The 14,996-nt window shown below is 41.5% G+C and carries 11 protein-coding genes and 2 tRNA genes; 6 read left to right on the top strand and 7 right to left on the bottom strand.

Features of this window, described 5'->3' with window-relative positions:
* Window positions 1-161: 161 nt before the first annotated feature.
* Window positions 162-2,486, bottom strand: coding sequence for an NB-ARC domain-containing protein (locus tag HWQ36_RS24160; protein WP_292707297.1), 2,325 nt, complete (start codon window positions 2,484-2,486; stop codon window positions 162-164).
* A gap of 226 nt (window positions 2,487-2,712) precedes the next feature.
* On the opposite strand from HWQ36_RS24160, the gene HWQ36_RS24155 reads away from it, so the two are divergent.
* Window positions 2,713-3,564: a peptidoglycan-binding protein gene (locus HWQ36_RS24155; RefSeq protein WP_292707294.1), complete on the top strand. Its 852-nt coding sequence runs from the start codon at window positions 2,713-2,715 to the stop codon at window positions 3,562-3,564.
* Between the two features lie 447 nt (window positions 3,565-4,011).
* Here the strand turns inward: HWQ36_RS24155 and HWQ36_RS24150 are convergent, their stop codons facing one another.
* The 3 genes from HWQ36_RS24150 to HWQ36_RS24140 all read right to left on the bottom strand — a co-directional run bounded on the left by HWQ36_RS24150 (window position 4,012) and on the right by HWQ36_RS24140 (window position 5,970).
* Window positions 4,012-5,613: a TROVE domain-containing protein gene (locus HWQ36_RS24150; protein ID WP_292707292.1), complete on the bottom strand. Its 1,602-nt coding sequence runs from the start codon at window positions 5,611-5,613 to the stop codon at window positions 4,012-4,014.
* Window positions 5,614-5,650: 37 nt separating this feature from the next.
* A tRNA-OTHER gene (locus HWQ36_RS24145) sits at window positions 5,651-5,772 on the bottom strand.
* Between the two features lie 68 nt (window positions 5,773-5,840).
* A tRNA-OTHER gene (locus tag HWQ36_RS24140) sits at window positions 5,841-5,970 on the bottom strand.
* A gap of 668 nt (window positions 5,971-6,638) precedes the next feature.
* Between HWQ36_RS24140 and HWQ36_RS24135 the strand changes: the two genes are divergently transcribed.
* Complete coding sequence (locus HWQ36_RS24135; RefSeq protein WP_292707290.1) at window positions 6,639-7,364, top strand: hypothetical protein; 726 nt, start codon at window positions 6,639-6,641, stop codon at window positions 7,362-7,364.
* A gap of 27 nt (window positions 7,365-7,391) precedes the next feature.
* Here the strand turns inward: HWQ36_RS24135 and HWQ36_RS24130 are convergent, their stop codons facing one another.
* Both HWQ36_RS24130 and HWQ36_RS24125 read right to left on the bottom strand, forming a co-directional pair.
* Window positions 7,392-8,522: a quinone-dependent dihydroorotate dehydrogenase gene (locus HWQ36_RS24130; protein ID WP_292707287.1), complete on the bottom strand. Its 1,131-nt coding sequence runs from the start codon at window positions 8,520-8,522 to the stop codon at window positions 7,392-7,394.
* Window positions 8,523-8,788: 266 nt separating this feature from the next.
* Window positions 8,789-9,664 (bottom strand): phosphodiester glycosidase family protein, encoded by an 876-nt coding sequence (locus tag HWQ36_RS24125; RefSeq protein WP_292707285.1) that lies wholly within the window; start codon window positions 9,662-9,664, stop codon window positions 8,789-8,791.
* 100 nt (window positions 9,665-9,764) lie between these two features.
* Here HWQ36_RS24125 and HWQ36_RS24120 point away from each other — a divergent pair, with 100 nt between their 5' ends.
* From HWQ36_RS24120 to HWQ36_RS24110, 3 genes are all read left to right on the top strand, one after another.
* Window positions 9,765-10,070, top strand: a complete 306-nt coding sequence (locus HWQ36_RS24120; RefSeq protein WP_292707282.1) for a hypothetical protein — start codon at window positions 9,765-9,767, stop codon at window positions 10,068-10,070.
* Window positions 10,071-10,304 carry a hypothetical protein gene (locus HWQ36_RS24115; protein ID WP_292707280.1) on the top strand — a complete coding sequence of 78 codons (234 nt, stop codon included), beginning with the start codon at window positions 10,071-10,073 and terminating at the stop codon, window positions 10,302-10,304.
* Between the two features lie 243 nt (window positions 10,305-10,547).
* The gene (locus HWQ36_RS24110; RefSeq protein ID WP_292707277.1) at window positions 10,548-10,784 is read left to right on the top strand and encodes a hypothetical protein; all 237 of its coding nucleotides are present in this window, start codon (window positions 10,548-10,550) and stop codon (window positions 10,782-10,784) included.
* Window positions 10,785-11,370: 586 nt separating this feature from the next.
* Here HWQ36_RS24110 and HWQ36_RS24105 read toward each other — a convergent pair.
* Window positions 11,371-13,539: a PAS domain S-box protein gene (locus HWQ36_RS24105; RefSeq protein WP_292707275.1), complete on the bottom strand. Its 2,169-nt coding sequence runs from the start codon at window positions 13,537-13,539 to the stop codon at window positions 11,371-11,373.
* Between the two features lie 282 nt (window positions 13,540-13,821).
* On the opposite strand from HWQ36_RS24105, the gene HWQ36_RS24100 reads away from it, so the two are divergent.
* Window positions 13,822-14,991, top strand: a complete 1,170-nt coding sequence (locus HWQ36_RS24100; protein WP_292707272.1) for an SDR family NAD(P)-dependent oxidoreductase — start codon at window positions 13,822-13,824, stop codon at window positions 14,989-14,991.
* Window positions 14,992-14,996 lie beyond the last annotated feature (5 nt).

The following is a 14,996-nucleotide window of genomic DNA, read 5'->3' as shown; positions in this document are numbered from 1 at the left end:
GCTCGAATACTGCTAAGTTATATTACATTATCTTATAAAAAATTATCATACCTAGTTTTGGTGGATATGCGATCGCGCTTTTAGGGATTTCCAAGAATTGAAGAAGAATTCAGAAGTCAGAATTCTGTTTCGATAAATTATCCCATCTTGCCCGTCTATGATTATAGAGAATCAAAGAAAATTTGCATCTCCTGTGCATCCCGTGTCATTCCCAAGAGCTTAAAACCATCAATAGCCTTAATTGACAATTGGTAGGCTTTCTCTGCACTTCCCCACTTTTTCTCCCAACGGGCAAAAGAACGCTGATAGCGAGCCAAACGTCGCTTGTTGTGAGTCATTTCAGCGACAGTGAAGCCTTGAATTAATAGCTTTTCAGCTTCATCGCGATCGCCTTGTTCAATTGCAATATCAGCCAGCCAATTTTGAGCAGAATTGATCACCCGATGCCAACTAATTTTTTTTGCACTTTTCATCACCTCTTGAAAGAGCTTCTTTGCTAAAAGATATTCACTTTCTAAATAAAGGATTTCAGCCTGATGATAAAGAACGGGAATAAAATAGCGGATGTGCTGACGCTCCTCTAGATTCGCCTCGATCACCAATTTTTCTTCTACCGTTAGCCAGTGGCGTGCATCTTGATAATCCTTCTGTCTAATTTGCAGCCTAGCCATACTTTCGGCTAAGTCAGCCTGAACACATAAATCTGCATGGTGACGCAAAATCCACGTCCGCCGCAAAATTTTGTCTGCTTCTTTCAGACTCACAGAGGAACACTCTCGAATTAGTAGCCAGCTTTTACGGACGATGATTTTTACAAAAGAAGACCATTCACCACGCCGTTCTGATTGTTCTATAAGCCATTGCAGCCAATCTAAGCGATCGTCCCAATAGGCGTAGAGATTTGCATAGTGGCTTAAGAGAAGCCATAAATCTCTAACTGCTTCATAGTGTTCTTTGTCTTCACACCAATGAAGTACTGCTCGCAGATTTCCTTCTTCTGGCTCCAACTTATTGTAGTGTATCCACTTTTCCCAATCTTCTCCAGCATAATTATGGGCAAAATCCAGATACCATCTCACCCAGCGCCTCCGTGCTTCCCTCTCAAAATCTGGGTAAGCAGCTAATTCTGCTAAGGCGTATTCACGAGTCAGAGAGAGCATATCAAACCGCTTAGTCTCTGGGTTGAGATTCACCAACGAAAGTTGCTGTAAACGTGCCAAGCCATTATTTACAGCATCAGGAGCGGTTGTTAGTCCAGCAACCTCAGCCACAGCAGCGAGGATGGCAGAGTCAGGAAAAATCGCTAGTGACATAAGTAACTTGTGGAGTGGTTGTCCCTTGATTCCCTGCACTGATTGCTCAAAGCAAAAACGAGCCACATCACCTGTAGCCGAGGTTAATCGATTCAATACCGAGTTTAGCGAGTAGCCACTGGATAATTGACCAATCGAATAGACGATCGCCAAAGGGATTCCGCCAGTGCGATCGTAGAGTTGTTTAGAGTCCTGATCATTAATGCTTATCCCTTTTTCTTCAGCTTGTTGTCGAATCAACTGCAAACCATCATCTGGAGGTAAGTTTCGCAGACGGATTGGCAGCAAAGCAATTTGTTCACGGCTAGTAATTATTACTTTGATGCAAATGGGTAGATTATATAAAAACTCAATAACCTCATTCCTATCCTCTATAGTCTCCATATTGTCCACAATCAACAGTGTTCTCCGTTTTGAGAGAATTTGGCGAACACGATCAAATTGGTCATTGGGAGGAGATTGAAGAATTGTCGGGTCGTCTAAAGCATTAGCAATTTCTCGAAAGATATCGCGTAGATTACGCTGTCCCTGTTGCCGCCACAATATACTGTTAGTGGGAATAAGTTCTTGCTGTTTGGCTGAAGTGAAAATAATCGCATCAAATTTGGGTGCGTCAGAAGAGTTTTCGTTACTAGCTTTTAAGCATAAGTAAGCAGCTGCTAACACCAGCGCCGTTTTACCTACGCCACCAATGCCATGTACTGTGATCATGTGAGCGCCATGCACCGACGAAAGGCGTTCTAATAGCTTTTTCATATCTGCCTCCCGACCAATAAATTGGGTGTAAGTCGGTGCTGGCAAATTGTGAGGGATGTCACGGCGTTGGATAGCAGCTACAACAGAACCTCTACGATAACCATGTTTTTCCAGAACGTAGACAACATTACTGGACTTAACAGTTTTATTTGGTTCTCCTGTCAAAGCTTCGATATCCCGATAGATATTGCTTAAACCTGCTCTAACAACAGCGTTTTTTTTGTGCAAATCTTGACCAATCTTTTTCAAGCTGTACCCACAGAGTAACCCAAGTAACAAGTCTTTCCTAGTACTTTGTCTGTAACGTTTTTGAAGCGTAACCTCCAAATTAGTCAGTAGTCGGTCTATCTCCCAGTCCTGCAAAATCTTGCGATTCCAACTTTTAGGTAAATTCCAATCTTCTGACTGACCTGGCATAAATATCACCCAATAAATTCGTCATCAATGTGGCGTTAGTAACATTTTAATGAACAAAAGCTTAACAAATTAGTAACATTTTTTTAACAGTGTTAATTCCTGTCTTAAATTTAACCAGTAAGCTAATTTATAAGTTTATTTTTGTCTCTAGTAAGTAGAGGCTGCCGACCATATCGACGGTTCGTTTATTTAGATAATTTCTTTCTTGGAAATCTCCAATAAAACTATGACAAATAAAACACTTAACTTTCTAAACCTCTTGTTTGGACTAAAACAATCCCGGCGTTATTTTCCAGAAGAAAAACAAGTCTGTGTATTCAATAAACGTCCTATATTATACCGAGGCTTTTCGCCAAACTCTGCACAAGAATCAATCAATGAACTCCAAGAGCGACTACAAGCTCAGGGTTTTCTCTCAACTATTAGTGGTAAATTTGACTTAGAAACAGAAGAAGCTGTAATCAAATTTCAGAAAGCCAATAATCTTCAGGTAGATGGAATAGTTGGGCCACTGAGTTGGTCTTGTCTTTTCTACCCAAAGCTTTATCGCAATCAAAAAAGTATGTCTCCAAAGTTACAGGACGCAGTTAAAGAACTGCAAATAATTCTCAATGAAGAAGGGTTTTTCAAAAAAGAACCTGATGGGTATTTTAGTCGTGAAACTGAAAGAGGCGTTAAACGCTTTCAAAGAACTTATGGACTGAAAGATGATGGTATGGTTGGGGCTGCAACTTGGGCTGTACTTTTGGGGATGCGACAAAAAATAGACAACAACAGCTTTCTCCGGTTAGTTTATTTTCTACCACCCCAATCCTGGTTTTTATGGGAGCAGTTTTTAATGATCTCTTTCATTATGCTGGGTATTTATTATAGCCCCATACCAGGAGATGAACCTAAATGGAATACAGCCTTAGCAACTGCCTATGGGCTTACCTGTATAGTGCCTTTTCTCTTGGAGTGTTTACCGCTAAAGTCGTCGAAGCAGTCAAGCTTACCGCTTTTACAATACGCTCCCTATGTGTTGACTGGTATCTTTTGGAAACCAATTATCAATTTCTTGGGGACATTGTTTAATTAACCATTCGGTAGTTGAATAAATGATGAACGATGTCTAACATCGCACATCGAAGACACTCTACTCTCAATACGGTTCGGATAAGGTTTTTTGATGACACGCCCTAGATCACAAAGACGCGATAAATCGCCGTCAAGACAAAGGACTGATTATTGTAAAGACGGCGATTTATCGCGTCTCTTGCCTTAACCGAACCGTATTGACTCTACTCTTACCCATCGCTGAAATAGAAAAACGACCATTCAAAAATTAAATCGCCTATTTACGTCTTTGCGTAAATCCTGAATCAAACAAAGGCGGGTGCGGGGTTTGAACCCGCTAATCCCCACAATGGTGGAGACATAACCGATAACCTTAATTCTTCGTCCTCGAAAGGCAAGTTGCGAACAAGGATAACCCGCCATGAAGTATGAAGGATAAAGTGTTTCATCCTTTACCCTTCAGTAATATTTACAACTCACCCGTAGCTAGCATCTGGATGATCCGAGGCGTACCTGGATCGAACCCTGCCAAATCCCAAGACAGCGAATCTTCAGGATCTACCAAAGTAATTTGGTAAGGTGTCAAGGTGACATACACCGCCTTGACGTTGGGATTTACCTTTTTGCGGTACTCCTTCAGCGCTTGACTTGGATGTTTATATCCGGCCCAGCTTTCAGAGTCAGTCCAGAAGCAGACTACATCAGCTTTGAACTTATTCTTAATCATCCAGTCGTAAGCCACAGACGCATCCGTGCCACCAAAGTTTTGGTTGCTAGCTTTGCGAACCGCAGAACTAAAACTATCTTTGGCACTGATACCTAATTCCCGGAATTCTGTAGAAAAGCCGCGAATCATATAGTTTTTCTCTGCCTTTGCTGTCACCAGTGCCATTGTGGTGGCAATTTCACAACAACTCAGTCCCATATCTGCAACCAAGCTACCCATAGAGCTAGAAATGTCCACAGCGTGCATAAAGACTTTACCTGTGGGTTGCACAACATCAAAAGACAGTTCAACCGCCTTTTCTAAAATGTCCACAATCCGAGGAACTGGATTCCAAGTCTTTTTACTGCGTCCTAATGTTCCACCAGATTTATAAGTCTTGAGTGCTTTCAAAACATCAATCGGATGGATGCGACCTTTACGCAGATGTTCTCTGCGATTAAGAACTGCTTCCACTCGCAGCAAATTGGCGCTTTCATCGGCTCGCAACACACCTAGTTCAGTTAAGGAACCCAAGTTACGTAACATTGCACTTATTGGCATTTCCTGAAATAGCAACTGCCAAGCTTGCTGATCCATTTTGCCCACAGGTGCTGCCATTTCGTGGGTTAAGCGTCCTTGAGAAATAGCTTCATGGGTTTCGGTGGGATTCCGCTTCAGCCACTCGTACCACCAAATCTGCGCTAACGCTTCTGAGGGAATGTCTGTTGGCAATTCTTCCCAGCCTCTAACTACCCATTCAAATAGTTGACGGTGATTTTCTGTAGGCGGTTTGACATGAAACAACCGCAACGCATCCCGGTGGGAAAAGCCTTGACGCTGTTGATATTTCAACAGTTGATAAGCTAAACCCTTAACATCTTCCCTTGAGAGCCAAGTTTTACCAGCTTCCCGCACGACTTTGCCAAATCCCCGCAGAGATTTTGTGTAGTTCAGCCATTCGTAGAAGTGGCTACCAGTGCGAACAATTTGCGGGAAGATTTCACCAAAAGCCTGTTTTGCCTGTGGTGCTTCACCCATAGAGAGCAGTACCAAAGCTAATATAGGCGCACTGTTATTGATGGCGCGTCCATCGCTAGCATACAAAATTTCTTCCGCTACACGGCTGGGATTTTTGGCAACAGCTTGTCTGACAACTGTTACAAAATCCTCAGTTAATTCCTGTTTTCCAGCGTAGTAAGTGCTTTTTGCTGTGCCAACCAAAAGACAGCGACGCAGCATTTTCCAAATGCCAGCATCAAACATAAAGCCGCCGGAACGTCCCTGAACCATTTCTGCTTCTCGTCCGGGGATCGGCTGATTTTGGGGGGTTGTAGTCTTATTTTTAGTGAAAAAATTGTAATTCATCGCTTCATCTCCCGGCCCTTGCGGGCAAAAATGAAAGGTGGCGAAGCGGGAATCGAACCCGCGACCTCTCGAACCCTATTCGATAACCCTAATTCGTCGGCCTTTTCAGACAAGAGGTGAAAAAGGATGTTTAGCGCTCTACCTCTGAGCTACTCGCCACATGGCAATTTTGGATTTTGGATTTTAGATTTTAAATTCAGTCCAAAATCTAAAATCTAAAATTAATTTGGTGTAGTGGAGCGGGAATTGAACCCGCGACCTCCCGCTTGGCAGGCAATAACCCTCGATTCGTCGGCCTTTTCAGGCAAGGGGTGAATAAGGATATTTAGGCGCTCTATCCACTGAGCTACCCACCACATATAAAGTTATTAAACCTCGTCTACCTTGAGAACCGTAGTTTTGTAGGTTGGGTGCAGCGATAGCGTAACCCAACATAAAATTTGGTGATAATGTTGGGTTGCGTTTCACTCCACCCAACCTACATAAATATATCTTTTAAAAAACTCTAGATTCTAACATAGATGAGGTTTAGTTAAACATTTAAAATTCGTGACTCAGCACTGAATTTGGTGTAGCGGAATAGGATTTTTACCTACACCTCCAGAAGTTTGATCGAGGGTGTTTAAGTTATATACGATAACCCTTGATACGTCGGCCCTTCCGGGCAAGGTAGGCGCTCTGTCATTTGAGCTATCCGCTACTGGTGCAAGTTAACTCTCTGATGAAAGTTGACTTGTATTATTAATGTAGTATATGTATTATTTGTTGTCAAGAGGCTGACGACTCAATTTATGGAGTTGTTGGTTGAGTTAAAACCCTCTTATTTTCGCTGGTAAAACTTTTGTGCGTAGTTTACCGCCGTAGGCATCGCAGACCATTCCAGTTTCAATAGGCTATAACACCTACGAAGTAAAGGTTTTGCCGGCAAATTTGCCGCAACTTTGCCAAAAGATACAAAAAAGTGTCACAATTTTTGCCAATATATATAATATTATTTCCACAAAATTCACTTGGCAAAAATCGGCATGAGTGAAAAACCCATAGAAGACAACAGCAAGGCTTTTCTCGTTCTACTTTTGCCCATCTCGTTTTTGATTATTTTCCTGGTTGCTACCTGGAGAATTTTACTAGCGCTAATTGTGTTGGTAATTGGCTTCAAGATTTGGCAGGAATATCAATGGCAACAGTGGACTATACGAGTTAATCCAATTTTTCATCAGTTGGTTCGAGAAAATCAGGGCAGACTCACGCCAATGGACTTGGCAATCAAGGGCAATTTTCCCGGAACAACGGCAAAACGCTACTTGGATGGTAAAGCCTCAGAATTTGGTGCCAGTATAGTCAATTCCGAAGAAGCGGGGCAGTCTTATTACTTTATAACTGCCAGTATTCTCGGCAATATTCTTGACAGTAGTGAGCCTGTCAAAGAACTTCCTGCTCAACCAGTTACTAAAACTGCGCGATCGCTCTTAGCACCACCACCAACACTTGAGGAGGAACCAGAAACCGAATCAATACCACAGCTAACTCAAACCCATGAAGAAGCTAAACGATCGCTGGAAAAACAGTTAATTTTTGGCTCTCTGATCCAATCTGAACTTGCCAAACGCCTAAATGTCTATTCCAGCACGGTTTATAAACGACGAAACGATCCAGAGTTTCCTGAATGGAGTCGCAGTAAAGACCCTGATGGTATTGCCTGGTCATACTCGGAAAAAACTAAAGAGTTTTTCCCAGTCGAGGAGGAATAAGAAGGCAAAAGTAAGAACTTTAAAGGTTTACTTTTTATTTTTTACTTCTAAGCCCACAGCTTCGTTGATGGAATTTAATCCGTTTTGTTCTAGTTTGGAAAGTAAACCTGCTAGAATCCGGCGTACCATCAGTGGGCCTTCATAAATCCAGCCTGTATAAACCTGGATCAAGCTAGCACCAGCAGTAATTTTTTCCCAAGCATCCTCTGGGGAAAAAATGCCACCAACGCCAATAATTGGGATTTGTCCTTGGGTTTGCTGCCAAATAAAACGAATTACCTCAGTGGAGCGATCGCGCAATGGTTCACCGCTAATTCCGCCAGCTTCTTCTTGAGGTGATTTGCCAGTTTGGTTAATCACCTGGGTTTTCAGTCCATCACGGCGGATGGTGGTATTGGTGGCAATAATTCCCGCCAATTGGTAGGTTTTAGCCAAAGAGATAATGTCAGCGATCGCAACGCATTCTAAATCTGGCGCTATCTTGACAAAAATGGGTTTATGTGCTATATTTTCTTGTTGTAATAAATTCAAGATGGCACTGAGCATAGAAGCATCTTGGAGCGATCGCAACCCCGGCGTATTAGGGGAAGAGACATTAACAACAAAATAATCTCCCAAATCCTTGAGTAGGCGAAAACTATCGAGATAATCTTGTGCGGCTTCTTCTAGGGGAGTTACCTTAGATTTACCCAAATTTATCCCTATGGGTATTAAGTGGGTTAACTCCTGTTTTTCATATTTCAAACGGGTTGCCATTGCTGCTGCACCGAGATTATTAAAACCCATCCGATTGAGAGCAGCTTTATCCAAGGGCAAGCGAAACAAACGCGGACGCGGATTTCCTGGTTGTGCGTGAAAAGTTACAGTTCCTAGTTCGGCAAAACCAAAACCCAGATTAGACCAAATACCAGCAGCGACTCCATCTTTGTCAAATCCAGCTGCTAATCCTACGGGATTTGGAAAGTTTAGCCCAAACAAATTTTGTTCTAGGCGTGAATCGTACAGACATAAAGATTTTTGTAAGCGTTGGTTTGCCCAACTAGCAGGGGTTTGTGATAGCCAGCTAAAACTGCGAATCGTCTGCTGGTGTAACCACTCTGGGTCTGTTTTTACCACATTGAACAAAAGCGGACTAATTGCAAATTTATAAATATCCATTAGCTTTATTTTTGGAACTAGTGGTCTGTCCCATTAAATTTGAGGGATGAGAGAACGAACCGCGTAAAGCCTTCTCTACGAGAAGGAAGAAGGAAAGAAGATAAATTGAAGAATTTATCTACTCGTCAAAATTAATGATATGAACCACTAGTGGTCTATCGCATTAATTTTGCAAGGTTTGTAGTGAGCGATTTATCGCTCAATTTTAAGCACTGAAGTGCTGACTACAAACTTTTATAACCCTTCAGAATTAATGGGACAGACCACTAATTTTCCTGAACCAGCAAAACTGACTTCACAGGACGCTTGATAGGATTTCCCTCCAAATCAACCTTCCCGTAAAAGGTTTTGCCATTGTAATAAAGCGAAGACGAACTCCCTCCATCCAGATTCATCGCTTTATCAGCACCAAGAGTTTTCATAAAATTAGCTAGTGCTGGCAACGACACCCCACTAGCGGCAGCAGAAGCTTTTTGAGCCACCATAACTAAAACAACGCTACCATCACGGGTGATACCTACGGCAGTTCTGGCATTAGGTTGGTTGCTACCAAGTGCATCTCGTTTATTAGCATTATCTACAAAACCTTCTTTTTCTAAAGTAAGTTCTGGTAATAGGCTTGGCCCTGCGCCTATGGCATCGACTAACTGACAACCGGCTGGCTGTGACGCACTGTGCAGGGCAATATCATAGCGAATATTCTGCCCACATGAGTAGCGGCGAAATTCTGTGCGATTGAAAATTTGACTCAGGTAAGATTTTAAGTTGGGATTGTTCACCAGGCGATCGTTTTTTTTGGGGTCAGCTACCAACTTCCCTTGTAAGATTACATAAGATGTAGATTTTTGGTTAACTGGGTCAAAAAAGCCAGCGTTCAAGATAGCTACGGCTCGATGCTTCTGGGCAAATTCCTCTACAGTGGCTACCTTTTGTGATAATGCAGGAGTTACCAAAAATTTGCTATTAGCTGGAATCAACAGAATGTGAGCGATGCTTTGGGGCAAAGTGCGCTCGAAGTAGCGGATAGTTTTTGGTGGTGAAGATGCAACAGTTGATATTGATGGTGTTGAATAACGCAAATTAAACCACAACACCATTGCCAAACTAATTAATATCAAAGCCAGTACTTTAATTTTCCTCACTTTTAAACTCACTTGTAGTTAGCTCAAACAAAGTTAATTTAGTTGAAATACTTTAAGCTGAAAAATAAGCGATTAACTTTAATTAGATAATGTTTCAACCATGAACAGTCAACCAAAATCCGTTGTGAGTGATTTAGAACAAGCCCATAGTCAGGATATTGAAACAATTACCCGTTTGTTAGCCAAGATTTCCAACCGTACTCCATTGGAAATTAAACCTCACTTGAACACCATGCTTGAGCAACTGGTGCAACCATCAAGGGAACGCCCTTTCTATGAAACTGCAACCCCCCAAGAGTGGGTGGCAGCATTTACTGAGTGGGTGGAGAGCCACCGAGAGCTTAATCTCCCGTCGCTTTCTGATGAAGCCATTAGCCGCTCAAGTATTTATGGAGAACGAGGTTAAGTGCCTTACCTCGTAGATACTAATGTCCTGTTAAGGAGTGTAGACCCTAGCCATCCAATGAACCCGGATGCCGTTAATGCTATCAGGACGTTACGCGATCGCGGCGAACAGTTGCACATTGTACCGCAAAACTTGATTGAATTTTGGAACTGTCGACAACACGCCCAAACTGGCGAGATGGCATTATACCATGTACACGTGCTAAAATGTTGCAAAACACCTTATCTCTCATAGAGATTGAAACGGTTGAAACTTACTATAGCTTTTCCTAATCAAATGAGGTACATTACAGCCCCCTATCGAAGAGCAGAGAGGGGGTTGGGGGTGGGGTTTTTGTACCTCACTCAACTGGGAACCGCTATAAAATCCCTATTGGGGATTGAAATTAAGACCATGTTAGAAACCATAAACCTGAAAAATATCTCCAAAAAATTCGCTATAACCAGAAATTGTGCTTCTTTCAAAGAAAATGAGGCAATGAGAGCTATTGCATATAGCATGGATTTACTACTACCTGGTTTGTATATATGGCTACTTGGTTTTAGTTTTCGCATTGGTGGGAACGTACCAGATGATATTCCCTATAGATATCCTGGTAAAATTCATAGCAACGCTGGAATTGCTTTAGTATTACCAGGATATAGAATTTTTACGACTTATCAGGGTAGCTATGACCCTAAACAGACATCAAATACAGGGGCTAACGGCTTTTAATTGTACGGTTCTCGACTCAAATACTTTTGAAACCTTAATGACTCAAGCAGGGTATTCAATCTCAGGTAGCGCACCTGCACAGTCTAATAGAATAAAAGTATGGTGGATTCATAATGAATACCCAAGAGTCGAATCCGTATGTAGCCCAGATAAGAGAATAGTGATAACGGCGTATCATATTAACTGATATCTTTTTATTTCTATCGCTCTTTTATTACTCCGAAAAAATAAAATATTCGTAGGTTGGGTTGAACGAAGTGAAACCCAACAAAATCAGAGATTGTTGGTGTTGGGTTTCGTTCCTCAACCCAACCTACGCCTCAAATACTTTTGAAACCTTAATGACTCAAGCAGGGTATTCAATCTCAGGTGGCGCACCTGCACAGTCTAATAGAATAAAAGTATGGTGGATTCATAACGAATACCCAAGAGTCGAATCCGTATATAGCCCAGATAAGAGAATAGTGATAACGGCGTATCATATTAACTGATATCTTTTTATTTCTATTAACCAATTTATAACGTGGGCAGAAAGTTTTGGTTGATAAAATTTTTTTGTCTGTAATACTTTCACCACCCAAATCTATTAGCCATCTCCCATAACTGATTCCAATTCTGGAGACAGCGAATGTGTATCTCTAAATGTTGAGGCAGGTAAGTAAACTGTAAATTGAGTCCCTCTGCCTACCTGACTGTAAACATTGACAAAACCACCGTGATTCTTAATGATACCCAACGCCGTGGAAAGTCCTAAACCAGTACCTTTGCCTACATCTTTGGTGGTAAAAAATGGTTCAAAAATCCGTTGCTGGACTTTCGACGACATCCCCATACCAGTATCAGTTACCACGATCGCAACATAAGAACCCACTTTAGCATCAATATTGATCTGAGCAGAATGTTCACCAATCACCAGATTCTCTGCCGCAATCCTCAATATACCGCCATTGGGCATGGCATCGCGGGCATTAACTACTAAATTTATCAGCACCTGATGTATTTGAGTTATGTCTCCACGGACATACCACAGATTTTTAGGGATATCTGCCTGACAGATAATAGATTTGGGGAATGTTTGAGTGATAATTTGCTCAATTTCTGCCATCAAAGGCTGAATTTGTACAATTGTCCGTTTGCCTTCAACACCCCGGGCAAAAGACAACACTTGCTTGAGCAAATTAGCGCCGCGCTTCACATTATTTTCTAAAGTTTGCAGTATTTGCTGACTCTGCGAATCGGGCAATTTCTTCTGCAAAAGTTGAACTGACATTAAAATTGGGGATAGTATATTGTTGAGATCATGGACAATACCACCAGCTAAAGTACCTATACTCTCCAAACGTTGCGATCGCAGAAGTTGAGCTTCCAGTTGTTTCTGCTGCTTAATCTCGGTGTTCACACTCAAAATAGACTTAGTTTGTCCATTATCATCTCGGATTAGCATCCACCGACTTTCAACGATAATTACTCTACCTTCCTTTGTCAGTTGATGCAACTCACCCCGCCACTCACCTGTATTCATCACCTTCAAATAAGCATCTTCTAGCTGTGGTGAAATATCTTTATACAAAATTTGCAAAACATTCTTACCCACAACTTCCTCAGCCTTCCAGCCATATAGACGTTCAGCACCTTGATTCCAAAACAATATTTGGTTGTGGATATTTCGTACCAAAATACCCTCAGTTGATACATCCAGCAGCAATCCTTGTTCACGGATTTTCTGTTCTGCCTGTTTTTGCTGGGTTATATCTCGCATCAGTGCCAAATGAATGAATGTACCATCAGATTCGTTACGCAGTGGCACAGCATAAGTTTCCATGTAGCGACGAGTACCTTTAAATCCGACAATTTCAAACTCCAAAGTCCCCTTGTTACCTTGGCAGATACTTTGATGCAAGTCGGCAAAAGCGGCTCTATACTCTGGTACAATTACGGCATAAATTGGTTTACCAATCAATACATCAGGACTTTCTACTTCCATCATTGCCAATCCTTCGGCATTAATTTCTAAAAGGGTGCCATCCCTAGCAATTAAATTGATGCATTCTGGTTCTGCATCTATCATGGCTCGTAAACGGTTTTCACTTTGGCGTAAGGCTAGTTCTGTCTGCTGAAGTTGTCTGATATAACGCCACAACAAATCATACAGCAGCGCCACCAGCACCAAATCCACAATAGCAGCGATAAAAAATGTCACTATCGCCTTTTGGGAACTTGCTTGCGCTTGCTGCATTCCCTGTTGTAATAAATTTTGCTCTACCTCTAAAGAGTCGTGAATAAGCTGTTGAATTTGTTTGCTACTTTGGTTATCTTTCTCAGATAAGATTCGCTGCCGAACTGCTGCAAATCCCTGGCTTTGTCTGAGGTAAATCTCTTGTTGCAGAATGTTGAGCCTACTGCTAATTTTCGGCTCCAACCAAGAAATCCACTGCTGCTTTTGATGGTTTTCAGCAGTTAACTTACTAAGAATCTGAATATTGCGATTAGTTTGTTGATAAGCTGCAAGATAAGTTTTTAGATCGTCTGCATCTGCTGTAATTAGATAATTACGTTGTGCAGTTTCAGTATCTTTGAGTAGAGATTGGATACTTTCAACTTGGGTAATAACTTCATAAGAGGATGTCATCCATTGCTGGTTGTGAATCAGCTTAACAGTGTTGCTATAAGAGACTACAGCATTAGTAAATACAACTGCCAATGCTAAGACGAATATTGCTTTTAGCTTTTGAACTCTATACCATTTTTTGACCATGCGTTCGCCCTTTCTGCCGCAGATGACCTCCATCAGTTAATATTAAAGATTAAAAACAAATACTGAGAATAATTTAAGGATTTTGAGAACACTGGTAACAAAATACAATCTGTTAGAGTTGTAAATATCTGGATTTTTTGGGATGATGATTTATACATAATACTCACAAATAAATCCGCTAGTTTTTAATATAAATTCATTTTTACAGTAATTTGGGCAATGCAGTTTAATCAGATAAGTTTCCTATTAACAGAGAGTAGGCAATAATACCAAAAATGGCTAATGACCAAACTACCACGTTGCATTGTCTGCAAGACAACTTTTTTACAGGGTCATAGCTTTTACACTGGACTCTGTGTTGAATGTGGAAATCTTAACTTCAGCAAGCGTCAGCAAAGTGCTGATTTACGGGGTATGATTGCCGTTGTCACAGGAGCCAGGGTAAAGATTGGTCATGGGGTAGCGTTGAGACTGTTGCGAGATGGTGCGACCGTGATTGTAACCAGCCGTTTTCCCCATGACGCGGCAAAAAGGTACGCAGTAGAGCCAGATTTTCTAGAATGGCAACATCGGTTGCAAATTTACGGACTCGATTTGCGCCATCTCCACAGTGTTGAGCAATTTACCCAACACATTTGTAAGTTTTACCAGCGACTCGACATTATTATCAATAATGCGGCACAAACAGTGCGTCGTCCGCCAGCGTTTTATCGTCATTTAATTGAGTTTGAATCACTGTCTTTCGGGGAACTACCGCCAGAAATACAGGTGTTAGTAGGCCATAATCATGCGGTGAACACTGAGAATTCTGCACTATTAGCTAGTACAGAAGAAAAACAAGCCACATTTACCAAAAATTCTGCTTTCCTGTCCCAAATTCCTTTGATTCCCGAAGACATCGGAGATAATTCGGCTTTTTTCCCTCTAGAAGGGTATACCGATGATGAGCAACAACTTGACTTGCGTCCCTTTAATAGCTGGCTGATGAAGGATGATGAAGTCAGTATTTTAGAATTATTGGAAGTGCATATAATTAATGCGATCGCTCCATTTGTCGTTAACAGTAGACTCAAGCGATTAATGAGCAACTACAAAGAAACTAATAAATACATCATTAATGTTTCTTCAATGGAAGGGCGATTTAACGATGTTGATAAACCTTGGCGACATCCCCACACCAATATGGCAAAGGCTGCTCTCAATCAAATGACCCGTACCTGTGCCAAAGAATACGCCAAACATCGTATTTTTATGAATGCAGTAGACCCTGGATGGATTAGCTTCCAACACCCCTATCATCAAGCAAAATCCATGCAAGAACGTGGCGTTTATCCTCCCTTTGATGTCAATGATGCTGCTGCACGCATTTGTGACCCAATTTATCTAGGAATTAACCAAGGTAAAACACCTTTTGCTAGATTATTTAAAGACTATACAGAAATAGACTGGTAATTTAT

The organism is Nostoc sp. NMS2 (assembly GCF_017115105.1).
GTDB lineage: Bacteria > Cyanobacteriota > Cyanobacteriia > Cyanobacteriales > Nostocaceae > Nostoc.
This window is presented reverse-complemented; position numbering and strand designations above follow the sequence as displayed.